At 66.1% G+C, this 24,109-nt stretch carries 20 protein-coding genes; 9 read left to right on the top strand and 11 right to left on the bottom strand.

Going from position 1 to position 24,109, the window contains the following annotated elements; genetic code table 11:
• Positions 1-2,133, top strand: coding sequence for a protein kinase (locus tag NMQ14_RS16975; RefSeq protein ID WP_257098017.1), 2,133 nt, complete (start codon positions 1-3; stop codon positions 2,131-2,133).
• A gap of 2 nt (positions 2,134-2,135) precedes the next feature.
• Entirely contained in the window at positions 2,136-2,522 is a 387-nt protein-coding gene (locus NMQ14_RS16970) for a hypothetical protein (RefSeq protein WP_257079879.1), read from the top strand.
• A gap of 16 nt (positions 2,523-2,538) precedes the next feature.
• Here NMQ14_RS16970 and NMQ14_RS16965 read toward each other — a convergent pair whose 3' ends face one another.
• Genes NMQ14_RS16965 through NMQ14_RS16940 form a run of 6 tightly spaced genes read right to left on the bottom strand, consistent with a single transcriptional unit; the run spans position 2,539 to position 9,757 of the window.
• Positions 2,539-3,858, bottom strand: a complete 1,320-nt coding sequence (locus NMQ14_RS16965; protein WP_257098015.1) for a TolC family outer membrane protein — start codon at positions 3,856-3,858, stop codon at positions 2,539-2,541.
• 28 nt (positions 3,859-3,886) lie between these two features.
• On the bottom strand, positions 3,887-4,210 hold the full coding sequence (locus NMQ14_RS16960) for a rhodanese-like domain-containing protein (RefSeq protein WP_257079881.1): 324 nt from the start codon (positions 4,208-4,210) through the stop codon (positions 3,887-3,889).
• A 10-nt stretch (positions 4,211-4,220) separates the two neighbouring features.
• Entirely contained in the window at positions 4,221-4,874 is a 654-nt protein-coding gene (locus tag NMQ14_RS16955) for a protein-L-isoaspartate O-methyltransferase (RefSeq protein WP_257079889.1), read from the bottom strand.
• Positions 4,875-4,891: 17 nt separating this feature from the next.
• Entirely contained in the window at positions 4,892-8,020 is a 3,129-nt protein-coding gene (locus NMQ14_RS16950; RefSeq protein WP_257098013.1) for an efflux RND transporter permease subunit, read from the bottom strand.
• Positions 8,017-9,054, bottom strand: a complete 1,038-nt coding sequence (locus NMQ14_RS16945; RefSeq protein ID WP_257098011.1) for an efflux RND transporter periplasmic adaptor subunit — start codon at positions 9,052-9,054, stop codon at positions 8,017-8,019. Before NMQ14_RS16945 ends, NMQ14_RS16950 begins: the two co-directional genes overlap by 4 nt.
• On the bottom strand, positions 9,047-9,757 hold the full coding sequence (locus NMQ14_RS16940; RefSeq protein ID WP_257098009.1) for a TetR/AcrR family transcriptional regulator: 711 nt from the start codon (positions 9,755-9,757) through the stop codon (positions 9,047-9,049). Before NMQ14_RS16940 ends, NMQ14_RS16945 begins: the two co-directional genes overlap by 8 nt.
• Positions 9,758-9,932: 175 nt before the next feature.
• Between NMQ14_RS16940 and gcvT the strand changes: the two genes are divergently transcribed.
• Together gcvT and gcvP are read left to right on the top strand one after the other, a co-directional pair.
• Positions 9,933-11,057, top strand: coding sequence for a glycine cleavage system aminomethyltransferase GcvT (gcvT, locus tag NMQ14_RS16935; protein ID WP_257098006.1), 1,125 nt, complete (start codon positions 9,933-9,935; stop codon positions 11,055-11,057).
• 108 nt (positions 11,058-11,165) lie between these two features.
• Positions 11,166-14,078, top strand: coding sequence for an aminomethyl-transferring glycine dehydrogenase (gene gcvP / locus NMQ14_RS16930; protein WP_257098004.1), 2,913 nt, complete (start codon positions 11,166-11,168; stop codon positions 14,076-14,078).
• A gap of 171 nt (positions 14,079-14,249) precedes the next feature.
• Here gcvP and NMQ14_RS16925 read toward each other — a convergent pair whose 3' ends face one another.
• Positions 14,250-14,987: an HNH endonuclease gene (locus NMQ14_RS16925; protein ID WP_257098002.1), complete on the bottom strand. Its 738-nt coding sequence runs from the start codon at positions 14,985-14,987 to the stop codon at positions 14,250-14,252.
• A gap of 3 nt (positions 14,988-14,990) precedes the next feature.
• A complete protein-coding gene (locus NMQ14_RS16920) occupies positions 14,991-16,430 on the bottom strand; it encodes an AAA family ATPase (protein ID WP_257098000.1) in 1,440 nt (479 codons plus the stop codon).
• Positions 16,431-16,599: 169 nt separating this feature from the next.
• Here NMQ14_RS16920 and NMQ14_RS16915 point away from each other — a divergent pair, with 169 nt between their 5' ends.
• From NMQ14_RS16915 to NMQ14_RS16905, 3 genes are all read left to right on the top strand, one after another.
• Positions 16,600-17,124, top strand: a complete 525-nt coding sequence (locus NMQ14_RS16915; RefSeq protein ID WP_257097998.1) for a hypothetical protein — start codon at positions 16,600-16,602, stop codon at positions 17,122-17,124.
• A 354-nt stretch (positions 17,125-17,478) separates the two neighbouring features.
• The gene (locus NMQ14_RS16910) at positions 17,479-19,047 is read left to right on the top strand and encodes a choice-of-anchor I family protein (protein ID WP_257097996.1); all 1,569 of its coding nucleotides are present in this window, start codon (positions 17,479-17,481) and stop codon (positions 19,045-19,047) included.
• Between the two features lie 111 nt (positions 19,048-19,158).
• A complete protein-coding gene (locus NMQ14_RS16905; protein ID WP_257097994.1) occupies positions 19,159-20,400 on the top strand; it encodes a nitronate monooxygenase family protein in 1,242 nt (413 codons plus the stop codon).
• On the opposite strand, the gene NMQ14_RS16900 is transcribed toward NMQ14_RS16905, so the two are convergent.
• From NMQ14_RS16900 to NMQ14_RS16890, 3 genes are read right to left on the bottom strand one after another with little or no spacing between them, the layout of a single operon-like run.
• Positions 20,381-20,809, bottom strand: a complete 429-nt coding sequence (locus NMQ14_RS16900; protein ID WP_257097992.1) for a DUF6691 family protein — start codon at positions 20,807-20,809, stop codon at positions 20,381-20,383. The genes NMQ14_RS16905 and NMQ14_RS16900 overlap by 20 nt on opposite strands.
• A 1-nt stretch (position 20,810) precedes the next feature.
• Complete coding sequence (locus tag NMQ14_RS16895; protein ID WP_257097990.1) at positions 20,811-21,245, bottom strand: YeeE/YedE family protein; 435 nt, start codon at positions 21,243-21,245, stop codon at positions 20,811-20,813.
• Complete coding sequence (locus NMQ14_RS16890; protein ID WP_257097988.1) at positions 21,242-21,580, bottom strand: helix-turn-helix transcriptional regulator; 339 nt, start codon at positions 21,578-21,580, stop codon at positions 21,242-21,244. The genes NMQ14_RS16895 and NMQ14_RS16890 overlap by 4 nt, the downstream gene beginning before the upstream one ends.
• 126 nt (positions 21,581-21,706) lie before the next feature.
• Here NMQ14_RS16890 and NMQ14_RS16885 point away from each other — a divergent pair, with 126 nt between their 5' ends.
• Entirely contained in the window at positions 21,707-23,182 is a 1,476-nt protein-coding gene (locus tag NMQ14_RS16885) for a putative nucleotidyltransferase substrate binding domain-containing protein (RefSeq protein ID WP_257097986.1), read from the top strand.
• Between the two features lie 105 nt (positions 23,183-23,287).
• Complete coding sequence (locus NMQ14_RS16880; RefSeq protein WP_257097985.1) at positions 23,288-24,064, top strand: MOSC domain-containing protein; 777 nt, start codon at positions 23,288-23,290, stop codon at positions 24,062-24,064.
• Positions 24,065-24,109: the final 45 nt, after the last annotated feature.

Raw genomic sequence — 24,109 nt, 5'->3', positions numbered from 1 at the left:
GTGACGAACGGTCAGCAGCCGCCGTCGGGTAACGGGGACGATGAGCCGTTCACCGAAGACAGCGTGAATGCCGAGGTGCTTGCGGGCAGCGGCTTCCTGCCGACTGCCAACGCCAGCCCGGGCGCGCTGCCGGCCGGCTGGGCGCTGAATGAATACCGCATCGAATCGCTGCTCGGTGGCGGCGGCTTCGGCCTGACCTATCTGGCGCACGACACGCTGCTCGACTGCAAGGTCGCCATCAAGGAGTTCCTGCCGACCGACATCGCGATCCGCGGCGACGGCCAGCGCGTAATGCCGCGCAGCGGTCCGGCGGTCGAAATGTTCGAGCAGGGGCTGCGCCGCTTTCTCGACGAATCGCGCGCGCTGGCCAATTTCCGTCACCCGCACATCGTGCGTGTCAGCCGCTTTTTCGAGGCGAATGGCAGTGCCTACATGGTGATGGACTACGAGCGGGGCCGGCCTTTGAACCAGTGGGTGCGCGAGCGTAGCGCGCGCATCGACCGCGCCACATTGCTGGCCATCGTGCGGCCGCTGCTCGAAGGTCTGCAGGTGATCCACGACGGCGGCTTCCTGCATCGCGACATCAAGCCGCCCAACATATGCATCCGCGACGACGGTATGCCGGTGCTGCTCGATTTCGGCGCCGCCCGCCGCTATCACGACACCGAACACACGCTGACCGCCATCGTCACGCCCGGTTTCGCGCCGTTTGAGCAGTACCACTCGCACGGCAATCAGGGGCCGTGGACCGACATCTATTCGCTGTCGGCCGTCATGTACTGGCTGGTCACCGGCCAGCGGCCGATCGAATCGGCCGCGCGCATCCAGAACGACCCGCTGATTCCTGCGTCGCGGCTGGCCGACGCATCCGTGTTCGGGGCCTCGCTGCTGCGCGCCATCGACTGGGGACTGGAGCCGCACGATTCCAAGCGACCGCGCAGCATCGCCGACTTCCGCCGGGTATTCACCGCAGCCCCGGCAACCGCCCGCGGCCCGCTGGCGGCGGGCGCGGCATCGGCACCGGTTGCCGCGCCGGTACGCGCGATCGGCGCGTCGGAAGAACGGCGCACCATCGTGTGCAGCGTGCTGTATGCGCAGATCGGCGACAGCCAGCGGCTGGACACCGCGCAGCGGCTGGCCTGCAAGTCGGAGCTCGACGACGCGCTGGCGCGTGCGGCGCGCTCGGTCGACGCCGACAGCCGGCTCATCCTCGACACGCCGGATGGCACCGCACTGTGCCTGCTGGGCCAGCCGGAAGACGCCTGTGTCGTCGCCCAGCATCTGCGCAAGCTCGACTTCGCCGATGACGGCGGCCCGACCGGACAGGGGCTGAAGCAGGGCATCAATCTGGGTCCGGTGCGCGTGTCGCGCTCGGGCAGCGGTGCGCTCGACCTGCACGGCGACGGTCTGGACGCTGCGCGCGCGCTGGCCGGGCTGGCGCATGCCGGTCAGGTGCTCGTGTCGCGCGCTTACTACGAAACCGTATCGGCGCTGGGCAGCGGCGCGCCGGACGGCTTGCACATCACCGGTCAGCGGGTCGAAATCGCGTCGCGCAGCCAGGAGGTGTTCGAACTCGACAGCCGCAGCGGCATCACACGGCGCACCGACGTCGCGCAGCCGGTGCTGGCGCCCGACGCGCTGACGCCGCTGCTCGAATCGCTGCTGGCACGCCACATCGGGCCGATGGCGCGCGTGCTGGTCATGCGCATCGCGCCCCACACAACGTCGGCGCCGCAGCTGATCGAACAGCTGGCGGCGCACATTCCGAATGACGCGCAGCGCGCCGGCTTCCTGATCGAGGCGAAGCGCCACATCGTGCAGACCGGCGCGACGACGTCGCGCTCATCGCAGTCGATGTCCGGTGCCGCGGCCTCCGGCGCGATATCGACGTCGCGCAGCAGCGTGCCGCCGACCAGCACGTCGAGCCGCTACGTATCGTCGGCGCCGCGGCCGCTCGACGACGCGGTGATCGCCGACATCGAGCGCCGGCTGGCGCGGCTGATCGGTCCGGTGGCGCGCATCCTGGTCGGTCGCGCGCTCAAGCGCACCGGCACCGAACAGGCGCTGCTGGAAGAGCTGGCGCGCGACATTCCCGACCCGGTGCAGCGCGCGGCGTTCGTCGCGGGTAAATAGCGGTGGCGAAACTTTCACGCTGTCCGCACTGCGGACAGGACACGATTGCGCGTCTGGTCAAGCTGATGGCGCGCGCCAGGGCGCCGGCAATCTGTCCGGCCTGCGGCGGACGTTCATGCACCGGCATCACGCCGTTGTCGCTGCTGTCCTTTTTCGTGCTGATTCTGGTGTGCGGCACGCTGCTGCGTGCGGCCGGCCGTCTGGGCAACCGGTGGACGCTGCTGGGCGTACTGGCGCTGTTCATCGGCGGCTTTCTGTACATCAGCTTCCACACCGGACTGGTGAAGCTGGAGCGCTACCCGATGCAGCGGAACATCGCCATCGCAGTGGTGGCGCTGCTGGCGATCGGCTTTTCGTGGTGGTGGTTCAGCCGCGGCACCGCAAGCTGAAGGCAGCGGGCGCGCGCTACTCGAGCAAGGCATTCACCACGGCGATTTCCTCTTCGCCGAGCTGGCCGGCAGCGGCTTTCAGCCTGAGCTGCGCAATCATGGTGTCGTACTGCGCCTTCGCCATGTCGCGCCGTGTGGCGAACAATTGCTGCTGCGCGTTGAGCACATCGATATTGATGCGCACGCCGACCTCATAACCCAGCTTGTTCGAATCCAGCGCGGACTGCGATGACACCTGCGCGGCGCGCAGGGCCGCCGTCTGCGCGATGCCGTTGGCCACGCCCAGATAGGCCTGGCGTGCCTGCAGCGCGGCGTTGCGCCGCGCGAGATCGACCTCGGCGCGCGCCCGGTCGAGCAGGTAGGCCGATTCGCGCACGCGCGATTCCTGCCCGAAACCCTGGAAGATCGGCACCGACACCTGCACGCCGACGGTGGCGGTTTCGGTCTGGTTCGATATCGGGTTGCCGGCGAAGGTGACCACGTTCTTGTTCTGGCCGTATGTGGCCACGAGATCGACGCTCGGATAGTGGCCGGCACGCTGGCGCTCGATTTCGCGCGCCGCGATTTCCTGATTCGCCAGCTGGGTCAGCACTGCCAGTCCGTCGGTCTGCGCGCGTTCCACCCAGTCGTCCATGCGCGCCGGTTCCGGCATCGCGAAAGCGACGTCGCGCCGCATGCGGCGCAGCTCGGCCGGTGCGCCGCCGGTGATCAGCGACAGCGCGTGGCGCTTCACTTCGATGTCGCTCGCCGCCGCGATGCCCTGTGCGTTCGCCAGATCGAAGCGCGACTGCGCTTCATGCACGTCGGTGATGGTGACGGTGCCCACTTCGAAGCTCTTGCGCGCCAGCGCGAGCTGCTGCGACGCGGCGTCCTTCTGGGCCTCGATCGATGCCAGCACGTCGTGTGCGTACAGCAGGTCGAAGTAGGCCTGGGCGGCGCGCAGCAGCACGTCCTGGCGCGCCTGCGCCAGTTGCGCCTCGGCCGCCGCGACCTGCAGCTTGCCCTGTTCGAACTGCACCCAGTTGGCCCAGCGGAACAGCGGCTGCGTCAGCTGGAAGTTGAAGTTGTGCGAGTTGTGCTGCGAGGCGGCATTGACCGGCTGCTTCACGGTCACGTCATTCCATTGCGTGGTGCCGCTGACGGTCAGGCTGGGCAGCAGGCCGGCGCGCGCCTGCGGCAGCTTTTCCGAGGTCGCCAGGCTTTGCGCACGGGCCGACTGGTACTGCGCATCGTTGGCCAGCGCGGCGCGCGCCACCGCGACCAGATCGTCGGCCGCATGCGCCGCTGGATTGAATGCGAAACACGTCGACAGCGCAGCCGACAGCAGGGCATACATCGACCGACGCCGCAGCAGGGTCATTGCATCAGTACCGCGCCATCGACGGATCGACCTGCAGTGCCCAGGCGTCGACCCCGCCGGCCAGGTTGTACACCTCGCCGAAGCCATTGCGCTCGAGAAAGATCGCCACCTGCATCGACCGTCCGCCGTGGTGGCAGATGCACACCAGCGGCCGCGCCGGATCGAGCGCGTCGAGGCGCGTCGGGATGGTGCCCATCGGAATGTGCTGGCTGCCTTCGACCCGGCAGATCGCCCACTCGTGCGCCTCGCGCACATCGAGCAACTGCGGCTTCTCACCCTGCGGTTCTGCCAGCCACGCCGCCAGCTCGGCCACCGTCATCTGCTTCATCGACGGTGTCTCAGAACACGAAACGCTGGGCGCCGCGCGCATTGCGCAGCGTCGGCAACAGCGTTTCGAACAGGATTTCCTGCGTCTGGCTGCCGTCGGCGTTCAGCGTCACCAGCGTGGCATTCATCAGTGGTGCTTCGCCGATGAAGGCGATCAGCCGGCCGCCCGGACGCAGCTGCGCGACCAGTTCCTGCGGCAGCACCGGCAGGCCGCCGGACACCAGGATCACGTCGTACGGTGCATGCACCGGCCAGCCCTGCGCCGCATCGCCGACTTCGACACGCACGTTCAGCGCACCGGAGGCGATCAGGTTTTCGCGCGCGCGCTCGGCCAGCGCCGGTTCGATCTCGACCGTCGTCACCTGGCTGGCGCGTGCGCCGAGCAGTGCGGCCATGTAGCCGGAGCCGGTGCCGATCTCGAGCGCCGTATCGGTGCTGCGCACATGCAGTTCCTGCAGCACGCGGGCTTCGATCTTCGGCTCCAGCATTTCCGCGCCATGGCCGAGCGGAATCGGCGTATCCACGAAGGCCAGGTCGCGCAACGCGGCCGGCACGAAGTTTTCACGTCGGACGACGAACAGCAGATCAAGAATGTCCTGATCCAGCACGTCCCACGGCCGGATCTGCTGTTCCACCATATTGAAGCGAGCCTGCTCGATATCCATTGTTTCCATCCCCTCGGTCAAGCCGTGATTGTAGCCTGCTGCGCTGCGTCAGCGACCCGGCGCAGCAGCACACTGCGCCGCATGCACGCGATGTACAGCGCCGGCATCACGAACAGCGTGAGCACCGTGGCCACGCCCAGTCCCCACACGATGGCGCCGGCCACCGGTCCCCACAGCATCGAATAGCCGCCGATGCCGGCGGCCAGCGAAAACAGGCCGCCGACCGTCGTGCTGGTCGTGATGATGATGGGCACGACGCGCCGGCGCGCTGCGTAGATCGCCGCGTGCATCACGCTCATGCCGGCCTTCAGGCGCTCGTTGGCGGCGTCGATCAGCACGATGGCCGAATTGACGACGATCCCGGTCAGCGCGATCACGCCGTACAGCGTGTAGAGCGACAGCGGCGACCCGCTGACCAGCAGGCCGACCGCCACGCCGGTGAACGCCAGCGGCACGGTGGCCAGAATCATCATCGGCTGCCAGTAGCTGCGGAACTGCGCGGCGAGGATCAGATAGATCAGGCCGATGCCGAGCAGGAACAGCACCTTCATCGCGTCCAGGCTTTCCTGCACGTCTTCCAGTTCGCCGGAAAAGTCGAGATCGGTACGCGGGAAGCGGGTGCGCTGGGCTTCCCACGCGAGGCGGACCGACTCGGCGACCCCGATCGAATTGAGCTTTTCGGTATCGAGGTTGGCTTCCAGCGTGATGGTGCGGCGCAGGTTGTAATGCTTGATGACCCCCGGCCCGCGCGTCGATTCGCTGCCGACCAGCGCACGCAGCGTGGTGGCGCCGCCGCCGGGCAGTGCGATCGGGGCATCGAGCACGCGCATCACGTCGTCGTCGGTCACGCCGGCGGCCGCCACGCGCACCTCCAGCTTGGCGCCCTGATCGCGGGTGATGGCGACGATTTCGCCCTCGACCTGCAGGCGCACCGCACGCGCCACCTGCGATGCGCTCAGACCGGCGTCGCGCAGCGCGTCGCGATCCAGTCTCAGTGCCAGTTGCGGGCGGCCGGGCGTGTCGTCGTCGGTGATGTCGCGCGTGCCGTCCATCGATTCGAGGATGCGCCGCACCTCGGCAGTCGCCGCGCGCAGCTCCGCCAGGTCGTCGCCGCGTACGCGGATCTTCACCGGCTTCTGCACCGGTGGCCCGCCTGACAGCTGGGTGAAGCTGACCGTGCCGGGACCGGGCAGGGCGGTGACGGCGGCCCGCATGCCCTCGACCATGTCGCCCACTTCGCGTCCGTCCCCGGCACGCGGCAGCAGCGCGACCACCACCTGGCCGTAGGAATCGCCGAACAGGGCTTCGGCATCGGTGAACTTGGCGCCCGCGATCGACGCGATGCGGCGCGCCTCGCCTTCCAGCATCTGCCGGCGCACTTCGGTTTCGAGCTGTTCGACCCGCGCCAGGGTGGCGCCGATCGGGCTGCCTGCCGGCATGTCGACATTGACGTAGAAGATGCGCATCGGGTCGAACGCGAAGAACTGCACCCGGATCAGGCCGGTCGCGGCCGCGCCGATGGCGCCGGCGATCAGCGACGCAACGATGAGGCACAGCACGATCCAGTGGCGCACCGCCCAGGCCAGCGCCTGCGCGTAGCGGTGGCGCAGCACGCGCGTGAAGGCGATGCGCGCGCGCTGTTCGCGGCCGGGTGCGCGTGCCACCGGGCCGAGCGACAGCACGTGCGCCGGCAGCATCCAGAACGCCTCGATCAGGCTGATCGCAAGCGCCAGGGTCACGACGAAGGGAATGACGAACATGAAGTCGCCGACGATGCCGGGCAGCAGCATCAGTGGCAGGAAGGCGGCCATCGTCGTGGCGACCGAGGCGACGACCGGCGTCCACACCTCGCGCACGCCGTCGGCGACTGCCTCGATTGGCGAGGCGCCGCGCTGCAGCCGGTAGTAGATCGCTTCGACCACTACCACGGCATCGTCCACCAGCATGCCGAGCGCAATCACCACGCCCAGCAGCACCGAAATGTTCAGCGTGTCGCCGGTGGCGGACAGTACGGCGAAGGTGCCGGCGAGCGAGAACGGTACGCCGAGCCCGACCAGCAGCGCGATGCGCGTACCGAGAAAGACCCAGCACAGTCCGATGACGCACATCAGGCCGAACAGCGCATTCCATTCCATGATGGAAATGGCTTCGCGCGTCGGTACCGTCTGGTCGTCCATCAGTTCGAGCTTCAGACCCTGCTGCGCCAGCACTTCATTCTTGCGTTCGACGTAGTCGCTGATGCGCTCGACCATGGCCAGCGTGTTCACGCCGGCCTTCTTGCTGACCGAAAACAGCACGCTGGCCTGTCCGCCGGATGACACCATCTGGGTCGGCCGGGCACGCGCCCGCACCACGCCCGCCACCTCGTCGAGCTTCACCATCGCGCCACCCCGGGCCGACGCGGTGACGCCGACATCGGCCAGCCAGGCAGGATCGGCGTCCTGACCGACCACGCGCACCAGCCATTCCTGCTCGCCGGCGCGCTGCCGGCCGGCAAACACATCGCGGAACCAGCCGGCCACGCCATCGGCGATGTCGGTCGGCAGCAGGCCGCGAGCCTGCGCCGCCTGAGGTGAGTACTCGATGCGCAGTTCCGGGTCGTGCAGGCCGAGCGCGAACACGCGGTCGACGCCGCGCATGCGTTCCAGATCGGTGCGCAGTTCGCGCCCGATGGCGCGCAGCACCTCGTCATCCGCCTGACCGGTCAGCAGCACCTGTGCGGTGGGGAAACCGTTCGAACTGGTCACCTCGATGATCTGCGGTTCCTTCGCCTCGACCGGCAGTTCGGCCCGCGCCTTGTTCTGTATCTCGCGCCGCAGGTCATTGATGCGCTTGTCGAACACCGCTGGCTCGATGTCGTCGAAACGCACCAGGATGCCGGCCAGTCCGTCGCGCGCCGCCGACGAAATGAAGCGGATGTCGGACACGTTCTTGATCGCATCCTCAAGCGGCTGCAGCACCCGCTTCTCGACGTCTTCCGGCGACGCGCCGGGCAGGGCGGCGGTGATCTGCACCCAGTTGAAATTGATTTCCGGGTCCTGCTCGCGCGGCAGCCCGAGGTAGCTGATCAGGCCGAGCAGCAGCACCACGACGAAGGTGATGTTGGCCAGCGGATGATTGCTGATGAAACGCGCGTAGGCGCTCATGGCATTTTCTGTCCGTCGCGCAGGCTGTTGCGGCCGTCGGTCGCAATGCGCGCATCGGCGGGCAGGGTGCTCGCCGCGGGGCGGCCTTCCTGCGCCCCTGGCAGTTCGACGAAGCGGGCGACGCCGTCGCGCAGCACGAATACGCCGAGCAGGCTGCTGCCGCTGCCGTCGCGCCGGGTCACCAGTTCGGCCGGCACGTGCGGCGCCGGATCGGTCCAGGCGAGACGGCCTTCGGCCCCCGCCGGCGCACGCGCGCCGGTGAAGGCGGCGCGCACCTCATGCGTGCGGCTGGCGTCGTCGATGGCCGGCGACACGCGGGCGATGCGCACCGCGCTGCGTCCGGCCGGCGACACGAACTCGACCGACTTCGCCGCGCGCAGCGACGCCAGGTCGCGCGGCGCCACGCGGGCGCTCACCTCGACCCGCGTCGCATCCTCGAGCGTCATCAGCACCATGCCGGCGCCGGCCAGCGAACCGGCCGACGCGTCGCGCGTGCGCACGATGGCGTCGTAAGGCGCGCGCAGCACGCACTTGTCCAGATTGCGCTGTGCCAGATCGACCGCATTGGCAGCCACCGACACGTCGGCGCGCACCACTTCGACTTCGGTTTCGCGCTGGGTCAGCGCCTCGGGCGACACGAAGTTCTGTGCCTGCAGCGCGCGCGTGCGGCGCAATTGCGCGTCGGCCTGCGCCAGACGCGCCTCGGCCGCCTTCAGCTGCGCCCGCGCGCGTTCCAGAGCAAGCTGGTAGTCACGCGTGTCGAGCCGTACCAGCACATGCCCCTTGTTCACCCGCTCGCCCGGGTCGGCATGCGTCGATGCCACGCGGGCACTCACTTCGGCCGCGAGCTGGGTGCGGTTCAACGCCACCGCCTGCGCCGGCGCGTCGCGTCCGGGGTAGGTGGCGACCTCGGCGAAGGTCTTGAAGGCGACCGTGGGCGAGGGCGCAGCCGCGGTCTGCGCATGGCAGGCGCAGGCGGCAAAGCCGAGGCAGAACGCGGCGGCGCGTGCGGCCTGCCGGTGCAAGTCAGTCATGTTCGAGCGCCCGGATGACGAATTCGATGGAAGCGGCGATGTCGGTCGACTCCGCCTGCGCGGCCGCCGACGGGTCATCGGCGGGCGCAGCGTGATCGACACAGCCGAAGGAATGTTTCATCAGCACGCGGAGCAGCAGCGGTGCCATGACGGCCTGCACCGTGCAGGGGTCGCCGGCCACGCGGAATTCGCCGCGCGCGTGGCCGTAATCGATGGCGCGCCGGATCAGCGCACAGCCGCGCGCCATCACTTCGCGGTGGTAGAGCTCGGCGATGTCCGGGAAGTTGCGTGCTTCGGCCACCATCAGCTTGGGCAGCCCGCCCAGCCGCGTTGCGCCGATCAGTCGCCACCAGCCCCACAGCAGTTCGCGCATCAGATCGGCGCCGCTGCCGCGATGGCTGTCCAGCAGCGCTTCGCCGCCGGCCAGGGCCGGCACCAGTCCCTGGCGCACGACGGCGGCGAACAGTGCGGCCTTGGAATCGAAATACAGATAGAGCGTGCCTTTCGATACGCCGGCGGCGAGCGCCACGTCTTCGAGGCGGGTCGCCGCATAACCCTTTTCGACGAACAGGTCGAGCGCACACGCTACCAGGGTGGCCGGGTCGACCAGTGCCGGGCGGCCGCGCCGGACCAGCGGGTGCGCGTCGGCAGCGTGCACATCGGTGGCGTGCGGAACGGGAAGCAGGGGCGAGTGCTCTGACATGGGGTGATGCGCTTTTAATGACTGAATGTTCAGTTAATAAACGGGTCGCGTCAATATGGGACCGCATGCGTTGCGTGCCGGCCGAGCGTGGCATCATCGCGCCCTCGCTGGCCTACCCGGCCGACAGACCCGCGGACCGGTCACCCTCCGGTCCGCCACCCAGGAGATTCTGACGATGGCAATCCCGGATCAGGCCGCACTGCAGCGCACGCCTTTCCACGACCTTCACCTCGCAGCCGGCGCGAAGATGGTGCCGTTCGCCGGCTGGTCGATGCCGATCCAGTACGCGCCGGGCATCCTCCAGGAACATCTGCATACGCGCAGCCAGGCCGGGCTGTTCGACGTATCGCACATGGGGCAGATCGACGTCACCGGCAGTGGCGCCTGCGCCTGGCTGGAATCGCTGACCACCGCCGATCTGGCGGGGTTGGCGCCCGGCCGGCAGACCTATTCGCTGCTGCCCAACACGGCCGGCGGCCTCATCGACGACCTGATGATTCAGCGGCTGGGCGACGGCGTTCACGTGGTGTGCAACGCCTCGCGCTGCGCCGACGTGCTGGCCTGGCTCGCGGCACACCCGCCGGGCGCTGATTGCAGTTACAAGCTGCGCGAAGACCTTGCGCTGCTCGCGCTGCAGGGTCCGCTCGCCGAAAGCGTGCTGCAGCCGCTGGTTGACGTGGCCGGCATGCGCTTTCTGGATGTGCGCACTGCGTCGTCCGGCGAAGTGCCGCTGCGTATCAGCCGCAGTGGCTACACCGGCGAGGACGGCTTCGAAATTTCGTTGCCTGCTGCGTCGGCCGCCGCGTTTGCGCAGCGCCTGCTCGACCACGAAAGCGTGCGCTGGACCGGATTGGGCGCGCGCGACACACTGCGTCTGGAGGCCGGCATGTGCCTGTACGGCAATGACATCGACGACACGACGACGCCGGTATCGGCCTCGATCGGTTGGGCGGTGGGCGCCGCGCGCCGCGCGGGTGGGGCGCGCGCGGGCGGCTTTCCCGGCGCGGCCGTCGTGCTCGGCGAATTCCAGGAACCGCCGGCGCGCGTGCGCGTCGGACTGTTGCCTGACGGCCGCGCGCCGCAGCGCGCCGGTACGAAGCTGCTCGGCGTCGACGGCCGCGAAGTCGGCGTCATCACCAGCGGCAACCACAGTCCGACGCTGGGTCGGCCGGTTGCCATGGGCTATCTCGACCGGGCGGTGAAACTGTCCGGCGAAGCGCTGCACATCGATTCTCGCGGACAGTCGGTGTCCGTTTCCCTCACCTCCATGCCTTTCGTTCCCACCCGCTACCAACGCTGAACCGTCACACTTTGCCCACTCGACTCCGGTCAACGCCCTTCACGGGGGGCGGCGACCGGTACCTTCAGACAGGGACTGCCAAAAGCGGCCCGGAAAGGACTGTTGAACATGAACAAGCGCCCCACCCTCGAAACACTGGAAGACCGCGGCGATTTCATCGGCCGGCACATCGGACCGGATGAACGCGACCTCGCGGTCATGCTGGCATCGCTCGATGTGGGCAGCCTCGATGAACTGATCGCGCAGACCATTCCGGCCGACATCCTGTCGGATACGTCGCTGAACCTGCCGCCGCCGCGCTCCGAGCGCGTCGTCGATGACGCGCTGCGTCGCATGTTCGCGCGCAATGAACTGCACACCAGCCTGATCGGCATGGGCTACCACGACACCATCACGCCCAATGTCATCAAGCGCAACGTGCTCGAGAACCCGGGCTGGTATACCGCCTACACGCCCTATCAGGCGGAGATTTCGCAGGGCCGGCTGGAGGCGCTGCTGAACTTCCAGCAGATGGTGATCGACCTGACCGGCCTGCCGGTCGCCAACGCGTCGCTGCTCGACGAGGCGACCGCGGCGGCCGAGGCGATGACGATGGCGCATCGCGTTTCAAAGGTGAAGTCGCCGCGCTTCATCGTCGATGGCGACACCCACCCGCAGACGCTGGCCGTAGTACGCACACGCGCCGAGCCGCTGGGCATCGAAGTCGTCGTGTGCGATCCATGGGCTGGCGTCGAGGGCGACTACTTCGGCGTGCTGGTGAGCTATCCCGGTTCGAGCGGCCGGCTGCGCGATCCGGAACCGGTGATCGCCGCCGCCCGCGCGGTCGGCGCGCTGTCGGCCATCGCGGCCGATCCGCTGGCACTGGTGCTGCTGAAGGAGCCGGGCGCGATGGGCGCTGCCGGGATGGGCGCGGACATCGTGCTGGGCAGCGCGCAGCGCTTCGGCGTGCCGATGGGATACGGTGGCCCGCATGCCGCCTTCTTCGCCTGCCGCGACGAACACAAGCGGCAGATGCCCGGCCGCATCATCGGCGTATCGACCGACGCCCTCGGCAAGCCGGCGCTGCGCATGGCGCTGCAGACGCGCGAACAGCACATCCGGCGCGAGAAGGCGAACAGCAACATCTGCACCGCACAGGTGCTGCTGGCGGTGATTGCCGCGTTCTACGCGGTGTATCACGGCCCGAAAGGCCTGCGCACGATCGCCGACCGGGTGCACCGCATGGCGACGATTTTCGCGCTCGGCCTGCGCGAACTCGGCTTCGACGTCGTGCATGACTGCTTCTTCGACACGGTGCAGGTACGCGTGCCGGGTGTCGCACGCCGCATCTCGGCGCGCGCCCGCGCCGCTGGTTTCAATCTGCACGTGATCGATGCGGACCACCTGTCGGCCACCTTCGACGAAACGTCGCGTCGCAGCGAGCTGAAGAACCTGCTGGCGGTGTTCGCAACGCGCGCCGATACGCTGCTCGACCTGGCGCAGCTCGATGCGCGCGTGATCGACTGCATTCCGTCGGCATTGCAGCGCGACAGCGCCATCCTGAGCCACCCGGTGTTCAACCGCTATCACTCCGAGACGGAAATGATGCGTTACCTGCGCCGGCTGGCCACGCGCGACATCGCGCTCGACCGGGCGATGATTCCGCTCGGCTCGTGCACGATGAAGCTCAATTCGACCACCGAAATGACGCCGGTCACCTACCGGCTGTTCGCCGCGCTGCATCCCTTCGTGCCGCTGGAACAGGCGCAGGGCTATCAGCAGCTGTTCGAGGAACTGGAAGAGCGGCTGTGCGAAATCACCGGCTTCGCCGCGATGTCGTTCCAGCCGAACGCCGGTTCGCAGGGCGAATACGCCGGCCTGCTGGTGATCCGCAAATACCACCGCACGCGCGGCGACCTGCATCGCAACGTGTGCCTGATTCCGGCGTCGGCGCACGGCACCAATCCGGCCAGCGCGGTGCTGGCCGGCATGGAGGTGGTCGTGGTCGCCTGCGATGCGCTGGGCAATATCGACGCCGCCGACCTGAAGGCAAAGGCTGAACAGCATGCCGACCGCCTGGCCGCGCTGATGATGACCTACCCGTCCACGCACGGGGTGTTCGAGGAAGGCGTGCGCGACATCTGCGCGCTCATCCACACGCACGGTGGTCAGGTCTACATGGATGGCGCCAACATGAACGCCATGGTCGGTCTGGTGCGTCCGGGCGACATCGGTTTCGACGTGTGTCACCTGAACCTGCACAAGACCTTCTGCATTCCGCACGGCGGCGGCGGGCCCGGCATGGGGCCGATCGGCGTGGCACCGCACCTCGCGCCCTTCCTGCCAGACCATCCGGTGGTGCAGGGCGTCAATCCGGTGGCCGGGGCGGACGGCACCATCGGCACGGTATCTGCCGCACCATGGGGCTCAGCCAGCATCCTGCCCATCGTGTGGGCCTACATCGCGCTGATGGGGGCGGCCGGCCTGCGCCGCGCCACCCAGGTCGCCATCCTGAATGCGAACTACATCGCGCACCGCCTGGCGCCGCATTACCCCATCCTGTACAGCGGCAAGCATGGCCGCGTGGCGCACGAATGCATCATCGACCTGCGCGCCATCAAGGACGCCTGCGGCATCACGGTGGAGGACGTCGCCAAGCGTCTGATGGATTACGGCTTCCATGCACCGACCGTGTCCTTCCCGGTGCCCGGCACGATGATGATCGAACCGACCGAGAGCGAGAATCGCGCCGAGATCGACCGCTTCTGCGACGCGATGATCCACATCCGGGCCGAAATCGCCGAAATCGAAGCCGGCCGTGCCGACCGCGAAGACAACCTGCTCAAGCACGCGCCGCACACTCACGAGCTGCTGATCGCCGACCAGTGGAACCGCCCGTACGGCCGCCGCGAAGCCTTCTTCCCGCACCCGTCGATCGACCGCGACAAATACTGGCCGCCGGTCGCGCGCGTCGACAACGTCGCCGGCGACCGCAACCTCGTGTGCACCTGCCCGCCGATGTCGGAGTACGAGGCGGCCTGAGCCAGTTTGACCCTAAATGAACACAGGCCGGAAATCCGGCCTGTGACGCGAACTACGAACCAAATTAGTTTCCGAAACACCTTGAGCTGCACGGCTGCCATTCTTTCTGTGCTGGACGAAGCGAAAATCCCTCTTCCATAGCGTGAAAAGAACATTCTTCGAAAAAACGCCTCATATTTTTCCACCATGTGGCAGCCCATCAGGATTCGGTGCAGGCGATATGGATGCAGCGGAACCAACGTCAAAGCACTCACTTTGACGTGTCCCAGAAAATGCATCGACCAGACGATTTCGCATATCCGTGTCGGCCTCGAAAATCGTCATCCAGATGCTGAAAAAACCGTAGCCCTGCGCAGTCCTGACGGCACCCCGCCTTACGGCATCATTGCCTGGGCTATTGGTTACATCGGACCTTGCTTCGTCGGCGACTGCCCACACCTCCATTCGCTGGGCGACCCGATCGAGAGCTACTTGTTTGCCATTCTCATCCAGTGCGATGGAAATGCTCCGGTCAAGTCCGGTGAGTTGCAGCGTTCTTCTGGCCATGTCTTCCAAGCCTTTGGACACGGCACTCGGTGATGGCGTTATGCTGCCATCGGGGTGGTAGGTAAATGCGGCGAAGGTGTTGTCACGATCCGGAAGCAGTATGCGTTCGAGATGAACATCTTTGTCCTTCTTTGTTGAGTTGCAATTCACACAGCCAAGGAGGTAGTTTTCCCAGCGTCCAATCAGATGGGCATAGGCGGCCAAGCCTTTGGGCTGGATGTGCTCTACGGCAAGTTGCGTGGCAACGCGTCGCTCGCAGTAACTACAGTAGATTCCAAGGCGAGCAACGAGATCCGTTTGTGCGTCGGAATATGAGGAAAAGTCACTGGTCCGGGGCGAAATGTCTCGACGTACAGGACGCAAGTTTTACTCCCCCAACTTCGCTGCACGCTTCATCTCGAGAAATGCTTGGAATGCTGGATTGTCCGCGTATGGCGCCACTGAGGTTGCGAGGCGTTCCTTGTATTCCGCAAGTTTTTCAGCTGGTGCCTTGGCAGCTTCTTCAAGCGTTTCGAGATACTTAAATGCTACGTCTTTCATCTCGTCATAACGCGCACTTACCTGCGGGGTTGTAACGCCCATAATGCCTCGCGCAATTTCCTCAACAGACATGTCCGAAAGGTTAGCGGTCGGCTGTCCATCCATTACGATAAGTTCTTCACCAGAACGCAACGACTGAATGAGGAAAGGTGAGTGCGTTGTGCAGATGAACTGCACTTTAGGAAAGGTGCGCCGCAAATCTTCTATTACACGGCGTTGCCACCTAGGATGAAGGTGAAGGTCTAATTCATCAATCAAGACGACCCCCGGCGTCAGTTCAAGGGCCTTTTCCGCCAGCTGCGGATTCAACATGGCTGCTTTGATTGCCAGGTCGGCTACGATTGCAACGATGTTGCGGTAGCCGTCACTAAGTTCTTCAAAAGTAAGCTCTTGCCCGTTGCGCTTATGGAGTACAAGCGTCTCCAATTTTCCGCTGTATCGAACTGTTGCGGCTTCGGGCATGAGATTTCCGACTGCTTTGTAGACAAGCGCAAGTGCGGTCGAAGTGTTGCCATCTTCCATTTCGTTACGTCGTTCGAAGGCCATCCATCGGATTAGATCCGAAGGGTTGCAACGACCATCAACACTCATCCGATATCCATAAAATGGCTCCGATAAAAGGCTTCGGTCGAAGAGATAACGGTCAATCTCGTCAGCGTTCTCTGCTAGTTCAGCAGGTTGTTTCCCCTTATGCTTGCTCAGCGCTCTTTTGTCGGTGTCGCGAACCGATTCCCACAGACGCCCAGCGCTAAAATAGCGAAGCAAAGGGAGTACGTATGGTTGTCGGTTAAGTGCGGCTATTTCCATTTTTGAGGCAATGGTCTTCAGACTACCGGCTCCCGACCTTGTAGTTCGGCCATCAGCACTCTCAAGCGAGCGACTCCAGGTCAGCCTCTGTTCACGAGGATTTGGTTTGCTGGGATTTTCGGGTGTCAAGAAGAGAACCTCGCCGCCATTTTTCTCGCGCGCGGCACGTGCAATCTCGATATACCCCGTGGCGTCGATGCTCACGGGGTATTGTGGCAATTCACGGTAGCGACCTTCGACCTCATCACGAATCACGCGGATGTCGCGCTTACGGATGTTTCGTGCGTCATGACCACGAATGCCCAGTAACCATGACGCAATGGCCACGGCTGCAGCTTCGAGCACTGAAGTCTTGCCGGCACCATTTTCGCCCACGATAAGATTGAACTCGGGGTGAAAATGAAATGCACGGTCGTTAAAGCCACGGAAGTTTCGGAGACGTAGATTTTCAAGCCGCATCTTCTAGTTTCTCTGATCCCTGGTACGGTTAAGCGATGCTGTCAATCGCCTGCGCACGGCGCGAGAAAGCGAAGTCTGCCGTATTGTTTGCTGTTGCAAGCGTCGGACGGCATAGGTTAGCAGGGACTTTCAACAGATATGTTCACATAAAGCCGTCTGTCTCACGCGGGTGAGCCGAGTTGCCATCCTCCTAAAGGCCGCGCCGATCCTTTACAGCGGCAAGCATGGCCGCGTGGCGCACGAATGCATCATCGACCTGCGCGCCATCAAGGACGCCTGCGGCATCACGGTGGAGGACGTCGCCAAGCGGCTGATGGACTACGGCTTCCATGCACCGACCGTGTCCTTCCCGGTGCCGGGCACGATGATGATCGAGCCGACCGAGAGCGAGAATCGCGCCGAGATCGACCGCTTCTGCGACGCGATGATCCACATCCGGGCCGAAATCGCCGAAATCGAAGCCGGCCGTGCCGACCGCGAAGACAACCTGCTCAAGCACGCGCCGCACACTCACGAGCTGCTGATCGCCGACCAGTGGAACCGCCCGTACGGCCGCCGCGAAGCCTTCTTCCCGCACCCGTCGATCGACCGCGACAAATACTGGCCGCCGGTCGCGCGCGTCGACAACGTCGCCGGCGACCGCAACCTCGTGTGCACCTGCCCGCCGATGTCGGAGTACGAGGCGGCGAGCTGAGCGGCAGCGGGTGCCGCCCTGTGGGAGCGGCCCTGTGGGAGCGGCGGCCTCGCCGCGATCGTGCAGCGATGGTCGTATTGCAAAGTGCGCATCGCGGCGAGGCCGCCGCTCCCACAAAAACCTCACTGCTCGCCGCCCGCGAAGCCGGCCGACCAGGCAGGGCCAGCAGTGGATCGCCGCTCCCAGAGGGCCACTCCCACTGCCGGAACCCACATGGCCCGATCCGGTTTGCGCACGAATGAATGTAAATTTCAGTGACGTGACAGTGCTGTAACACGTCTGCAATCTTCCCCTGTTGTCGTGTCGGGTCAATGCGGCCGGACTGCCGGCCTGCTGACAACAGGAGAATCAATAATGGTCAGAAAGATTGCGGCCGCCGCGATTGCGGCGCTGTTCGTACCGGTCGTGCAGGCGGCCGGCTGGGAAAAGTTGTGGACCTTCGAGCACGGCGCCGGCACCAGCGTCGAGGGCCAGACGTCGGAAATCCTCGCTTTCGACAGCCTGAACAATGAACTGTGGGTGGGTGGGCTCAAGGGTGTGGACATCCTGAATGCCGCCACCGGCAGCTTCGTGCAGCACATCGACACCACCGCCTTCGGCGAACTGAACAGCGTCGCCATCCGCAACGGTGTTGCCGCCTTCGCCATCGCCGCGCCGGTCAAGACCGATGCCGGTTCGGTGCTGACCTATGACACCACCAGCCGCAGCTTCCAGCAGAGCTATCTGGTGGGCGCGCTGCCCGACATGGTCACCTTCACCGCCGACGGCCGCATCATGACCGCCAACGAAGGCGAGCCGCTGGCCCGCACGGGTTTCGAAACGATTGAAGCGCGCGGCTCGATCAGCATCATCGACACCACGAAGGATTCGGTCACCACGCTGGGCTTTGCCGGCTATGACGGCACCACCGGCCTGGGCCGCGTCGTGACGCCCGGCAGCAAGCCGTCGATCGACTGGGAGCCGGAGTACATCGCGCTGTCGAAGGATGGCCAGTTCGCCATGGTGACGCTGCAGGAAGCCAACGCGGTCGCCAAGATCGACCTCATGTCGCAGCAGATCGTGTCGGTCACTTCGCTCGGCCTGAAGGATCACAGCCTGCCCGGCAACGAACTCGACACCTCGGACCGCGACGGCCCTGGCAACAGCCAACTGGCCGGCAACTACCGCAACGCGCCGGTGTTCGGCATGTACATGCCGGACGCGATCGCGTCGTATGCGTCGGGCGGCAAGACGTACTACATCACCGCCAACGAAGGCGATTCGCGCAATCTGGAAGATTTCGTCGATGGCGAATTCAACGAGGAAGTGCGTGTTGGTTCGAGCAGCTACAAGCTCGACCCGACGGTTTTCCCGGATGCCGCCGCGCTGAAGGCGAACAGCAATCTCGGCCGCCTGACGGCCACCACCTCGGGTGGCGATCTCGACGGCGACGGTGATTACGACCAGATTCACATCTTCGGCGGTCGCTCCTTCTCCATCCTCGACGAGGACGGCAACCAGGTGTTCGACAGCGGCAACGATCTGGAAGCGCGCCTGTTTGCCGCCTTTCCGGCGCTGATCGACGACGGCCGCAGCGACAACAAGGGCGTCGAACCCGAAGGCGTGACGGTGCTCGAACTCGGTGACCGCACGCTGGCCTTCATCGGCTTCGAACGGTCGAAAGAGAGCGTCATCGCGATCTACGACGTGACCAATCCGACGGCAGCCACTTTCGTCGATTTCATCGTCGACGCGGATTCGGTGTCGCCGGAAGGTCTTTCAGCCTATGAATTCGGTGGCAAGTACTTCCTCGCGACGGCAAACGAGGTGTCGGGCACGACCTCGTTGTTCTCGATCACGCCGGTGCCGGAACCCGAAACCTACGCCATGCTGCTGGCGGGTCTGGGCCTGATCGGTCTCGCCGCGCGGCGTCGTCGTGGCTGAAACACGGCTGTAACACATCGGCACCCGGGCTTGAGCAAGGTCAAGCCCGGGCGGCAGACGGACGGTTAAGGTGGCGCAGCCCATCTGCCGCCACCCGTCCCCTGCTCTGCCATGACAGAAACGCCGACTGCAATCCTCCCGCCCCCCGCAGCCGCTCCGGCTGCGCCGCTTCCTTCCGGATGCCCTGTCGATCGACTGCGCAACAGCGGTCTTGCGCCACTGAAGCTCGCCGGTCGCTCTCTGCTGCCCATCGTGCAGGGCGGCATGGGCGTTGGCGTATCGGCGCACCGGCTCGCCGGCACGGTCGCCGCACTGGGCGCCGTCGGCACGATTTCGTCGGTCGATCTGCGTCGCTTGCATCCCGATCTGATGGCACGCACGCGCGGCCTGTCGGGCGAGCATGCGAAAACCGAAATCAACGCTGACAATCTGGAAGCGCTGGCGCGCGAAATTCGCGCCGCACGACAGATCGCCGGCGGCAACGGTCTTCTGGCCGTGAATGTGATGCGCGCAGTGAGTGACTACGCGGCGCAGGTGCGCTGCGCGCTCGAATGCGGCATCGACGCCGTGGTGGTCGGCGCCGGCCTGCCGCTCGATCTGCCCGACCTCGCACGCGAACACCCCTCTGCAGCGCTGATCCCCATCCTGTCGGATGCGCGTGGCGTGCAGCTGGTGGTGCGCAAGTGGGAACGCAAGCAGCGCGTGCCCGATGCCATCGTGCTCGAACATCCGGGCTGGGCCGGCGGTCACCTCGGTGCTGCCAAGGTGGCCGACGTGTCGAACGAGCGTTTCGATTTCGAGCGCGTGCTGCCGGAAACCCTGGCCTGGCTGCGCAGCGCGGGGCTGGAAGGCCGTGTGCCGCTGATCGTGGCCGGCGGCCTGCGCACACATGACGACATCCGGCGCATGCAGTCGCTGGGTGCAGCGGCGGTGCAGTTCGGCACCGCTTTCGCCGTGACCGAAGAATGTGACGCCTCGGACGCCTTCAAGCATGTTCTGGCCGACGCCGGCGACGACGATCTGGTCGAATTCACCAGCGTGGCCGGCCTGCCGGCGCGCGCCGTGCGCACGCCCTGGCTGCAGAAGTATCTGGCGGTGCTGGCGCGCACGCAGGCCGTGGTGCATGAGCGCTCGCGCTGCGCCAAGCACTTCGATTGCCTGGCGCAGTGCGGTCTGCGCGACGGTCTGGTCGGCTGGGGCCAGTTCTGCATTGACCACCAGCTGGCCGCCGCCCTGCGCGGTGACCTGAAAACCGGTCTGTTCTTCCGCGGCCGCGGCGCGCTGCCTTTCGGCCAGCGCATCGCCAGCGTGCGCGCGCTGATCGACTACCTGCTTACGCCTTTGGCCGCGTGAGCAGGGCGTGGGCTGCCATGCCGACCCCCATTGCGACAACGAACACGATGGCCGGCTGCGATGCCATCCCGAGCGACACCAGCGCCGGTCCCGGGCAGTATCCTGCCAAGCCCCAGCCGACTCCGAAGGTCAGACTGCCGAGCACCAGCGGCGCATCGATCTGGCGCGCGGTCGGCAGTTGCAGGCGTTCGCCCGACCAGGCCACGGTGCGTGACTTCGCCCACGTGAAGGCGGGGAAGGCCACCGCAATGGCGCCGCCCATGACCAACGCCAGCGACGGGTCCCACGGACCGGCGAGGTCGAGGAAGGCAATCACCTTGGCCGGATTGGCCATGCCCGACAGCAGCAGGCCGATGCCCAGCACGAGTCCGGCGAAAAGGGCGATGAACGGGGCGACGAAGGTTTTCATGTCAGGCTCCGGCCAGATGACGGACGACATAGACGGTGACGAAACCGGCACCCATGAAGGCCAGCGTGGCCACCAGCGAACGCGGCGACAACCGCGACAGTCCGCACACGCCATGACCGCTGGTGCAGCCCGAGCCGTAGCGGGTGCCGACGCCGACCAGCAGTCCGGCGATGACCAGCGTCGCGGTGCCGGCGTCGGACTGCACAGCGGGCAGGGCGGCGAACAGGCCCCACACCAGCGGCGCCGCGAGCAGGCCGACGACGAACGCGACCCGCCAGCCCATGTCACCCGCAGCCGGTTTGAACAGTCCGCCCACGATGCCGCTGATGCCGGCGATGCGGCCGCTGCCCAGGATCAGCAGCGCAGCCGCGAGGCCGATCAGCGCGCCGCCGGCCAGCGAAGTCCAGGGCGTGAAGGCGTCCCAGGCAATGTTCATGTGTGTTCTCCGTGTGGCGCTGCGCAGAAGCGCGCATGCAGGGTGTGCAGCAGCGCCAGTGCGTCGTCGCTGGCGATGCGGTAATGGATGTGCTTGCCGTCGCGCCGCGTGCTGACCAGCCCTTCGCGCCGCAACACGCCCAGCTGCTGCGACAGCGTGGGTTGCGCAATGCCGAGCCGTGTTTCGAGTTCGCCCACCGAGTGTTCGCTCTGCGCCAGCTGGCACAGCAGGATCAGCCGGTCATCATGCGCCAGTACGCGCAGCAGTGCGCAGGCACGGCCGGCAGTGGCGCGCAGCGTGTCGAGATCGATGGTCGTATCGGATGTGCTGCCCATCCAAACAATATATCATTAAATAAATTATAAAAAAGTAAATTGAATTGAGGCCGCGAGGTCGCGCAAGCAGCCGTTCAGCGCGATGATGCTGTTGCTGCCCCCTCACGAATCGAAGAACGGAATCCGATGACATCCGAGCTCCCCGCCCTGCCCGATGCCGCGCACAGCAGCGATCCGCACCTGAACCTGATCACTACGCCGGTGCGCAGCCTGATCCGGCGCGCGCCGATCACCGTGTCGCCCGCGACCACCATTCGCGATGCGGCGACGCAGATGAGCGCGCAGCGCGTGTCGTCGGTGCTGGTGGTCGACGCGGGCCGGCTGATCGGCGTGGTGACCGACCGCGACCTGCGCAACCGCGTCGTCGCGCAGGGGCTGGACAGCGCGCGGCCGGTGCTCGACATCGCCACGCTTGATCCGCTGACGATGGATGTGCGCAAGCCGGCCTTCGACGCCCTGCTGCTGATGGCGCGCCACAACATCCACCACGTGCCGGTGATGGACGGCGACAGCGTGGTCGGCATGATCACGGCGACCGACGTCAGCGCGCAGCAGAATCTGTCGGCGGTGCATCTGGCGGGCGACATCTACAAGCAGACGAGTGTCGAGGGGCTGGCCGAGGCCGCCCTGCAGGTGCGCGCCCTGCAGCAAAGTCTGGCCGGCGCCGGCGCTACCGCCTACAGCACCGGTCACATCATCACTGCCATCACCGATGCGCTGACCTGCCGTCTGCTGCAGCTGGGCGAAGCGCAATTCGGTCCGCCGCCGGTCGGTTACGTGTGGGTGGCCGCCGGGTCGCAGGCGCGCAACGAACAGACGGCGAAGTCGGACCAGGACAACTGTCTGGTCATCGACGACGCCTACGATCCGGTCGCGCACGGCGAGTACTTCCGCGCGCTGGCCACCTTCGTGTGCGACGGTCTCGACGCCTGCGGCTACATCCACTGTCCGGGCGAGATGATGGCGATGACCGACTTGTGGCGGCAGCCGAAGGCGCGCTGGGCGCAGTACTTCCGCAAGTGGACGGCGGAACCGGAACCCAAGGCGCTGATGCTCACCTGCGTGTTTTTCGACCTGCGCGCCATCCACGGACAGACCGCGCTGCTCGAAACGCTGCGCGAGGATGTGCTGGCGCGCACGCGTGGCAACCGCATCTTCCTCGCCTACATGGTGGGCAATGCGCTGAAGCACCAGCCGCCGCTCGGCCTGTTCAACCGCATGTCGACGCTGCGCTCGGGCGAACACCGGGGCACGCTGGATCTGAAGCACAGCGGCATCGTGCCCATCGTCGATCTGGCGCGCGTCTATGCGCTGGCCGGCGGCCACGCCGCGGTAAACACGCATGACCGGCTGGCCGTTGCCGCAGCCAGCGGCGAAATCAGCGAACAGAGCGCGCACGATCTGCGCGACGCGCTCGAATACATCGCCACGCTGCGCATCCAGCACCAGGCGCGCCAGATGGCGGGTGGTGGCGGTGCTGACAACTTCCTGAAGCCGGACGAACTGTCGAACTTCGAACGCGGCCAGCTCAAGAATGCGTTCGGCGTCGTGCAGACGCTGCAGAGCGTGCTCGGCCAGCGCTATCAGGCCGGGCGCTTCTGAGCCCGCCGTTCGCGCGCCGTTCCGGCCCCACCTCCGGCAAACGACTTATTGCCGCCGCGGCACGCAGGACCGAGCATCCAGCCAACCTTTCAAGCTGGAGTTGCCATGAGGACCGTTCGTCAGTTGTACCGGTATCCGGTCAAGGGTCTGTCGGCCGAACCGCTCGGCGAAATTGCGCTGCGCACCGGAGAAGGCGTGCCGCTCGACCGCCAGTGGGCGCTCACCAACGGCAGCTGGACCTTCGATGCCGGCAGCTATGCGCCGCGTCCGAAAACCGATTTCATCGCGCTGATGGATCACGCCGCACTCGCTTCGCTGGCCACCCGCTACGACGACGCCGACAACTGCCTGCACGTCAGCGCACCCGACGGACGCCATCTGCGCATCGATGTCGATGACCCGGCCGCCTGCAGCGGACTGGCGCGCTTCATCGCACAGCACATCAACGCGCGGCTGGAAGGCCCGCCGGCTTTCGTCAGCGGTGAGGGCTTCCGCTTCACCGACGTCAGCGTGCTGTCGCACGGCATGATGAATGCGGTGTCGCTGATCAATCTGGCCACGGTGCGCGAAGTCGGTGCAGCGCTCGGTGCGGACATCGATCCGATGCGCTTTCGCGCCAACATCTATATGGATGGCGGGGAGCCGTGGGAGGAATCGACCTGGCTGGACCGCGAGGTGCAGGTGGGTGAGGTGCGCGCGCGGGTCGTCATGCGCACGCCGCGCTGCAGTGCGACCAATGTGAATCCGGTGACCGCCGAGCGCGACATGACGCTGCCGGCGACCATGATGGAGCGTTACGGACACCGCGAACTGGGCGTCTATCTGCAGGTCCTCGACGGCGGCACCCTCGCACCGGGCGCCGTCGTGACGCCACTGCCGTAACATCCGGGCACAGCGGCATCGGGAACGCCGACCGGCATTCACCGG

The sequence above is a fragment of the Methyloversatilis sp. XJ19-13 genome (genome assembly GCF_024580155.1).
Lineage (GTDB): Bacteria > Pseudomonadota > Gammaproteobacteria > Burkholderiales > Rhodocyclaceae > Methyloversatilis.
Note: the sequence above shows the minus strand (reverse complement) of the source record. Positions and strands in the feature narration are given on the sequence as shown.

Excerpts from the sequence above, each read along its gene's own strand:
- NMQ14_RS16965 (WP_257098015.1), bottom strand. The coding sequence starts at position 3,858 with ATGTATGCCCTGCTGTCGGCTGCGCTGTCGACGTGTTTCGCATTCAAT.
- NMQ14_RS16960 (WP_257079881.1), bottom strand. The coding sequence starts at position 4,210 with ATGAAGCAGATGACGGTGGCCGAGCTGGCGGCGTGGCTGGCAGAACCG.
- NMQ14_RS16955 (WP_257079889.1), bottom strand. The coding sequence starts at position 4,874 with ATGGATATCGAGCAGGCTCGCTTCAATATGGTGGAACAGCAGATCCGG.
- NMQ14_RS16950 (WP_257098013.1), bottom strand. The coding sequence starts at position 8,020 with ATGAGCGCCTACGCGCGTTTCATCAGCAATCATCCGCTGGCCAACATC.
- NMQ14_RS16945 (WP_257098011.1), bottom strand. The coding sequence starts at position 9,054 with ATGACTGACTTGCACCGGCAGGCCGCACGCGCCGCCGCGTTCTGCCTC.
- NMQ14_RS16940 (WP_257098009.1), bottom strand. The coding sequence starts at position 9,757 with ATGTCAGAGCACTCGCCCCTGCTTCCCGTTCCGCACGCCACCGATGTG.
- gcvT (WP_257098006.1), top strand. The coding sequence starts at position 9,933 with ATGGCAATCCCGGATCAGGCCGCACTGCAGCGCACGCCTTTCCACGAC.
- gcvP (WP_257098004.1), top strand. The coding sequence starts at position 11,166 with ATGAACAAGCGCCCCACCCTCGAAACACTGGAAGACCGCGGCGATTTC.
- NMQ14_RS16920 (WP_257098000.1), bottom strand. The coding sequence starts at position 16,430 with ATGCGGCTTGAAAATCTACGTCTCCGAAACTTCCGTGGCTTTAACGAC.
- NMQ14_RS16910 (WP_257097996.1), top strand. The coding sequence starts at position 17,479 with ATGGTCAGAAAGATTGCGGCCGCCGCGATTGCGGCGCTGTTCGTACCG.
- NMQ14_RS16905 (WP_257097994.1), top strand. The coding sequence starts at position 19,159 with ATGACAGAAACGCCGACTGCAATCCTCCCGCCCCCCGCAGCCGCTCCG.
- NMQ14_RS16900 (WP_257097992.1), bottom strand. The coding sequence starts at position 20,809 with ATGAAAACCTTCGTCGCCCCGTTCATCGCCCTTTTCGCCGGACTCGTG.
- NMQ14_RS16895 (WP_257097990.1), bottom strand. The coding sequence starts at position 21,245 with ATGAACATTGCCTGGGACGCCTTCACGCCCTGGACTTCGCTGGCCGGC.
- NMQ14_RS16890 (WP_257097988.1), bottom strand. The coding sequence starts at position 21,580 with ATGGGCAGCACATCCGATACGACCATCGATCTCGACACGCTGCGCGCC.
- NMQ14_RS16885 (WP_257097986.1), top strand. The coding sequence starts at position 21,707 with ATGACATCCGAGCTCCCCGCCCTGCCCGATGCCGCGCACAGCAGCGAT.
- NMQ14_RS16880 (WP_257097985.1), top strand. The coding sequence starts at position 23,288 with ATGAGGACCGTTCGTCAGTTGTACCGGTATCCGGTCAAGGGTCTGTCG.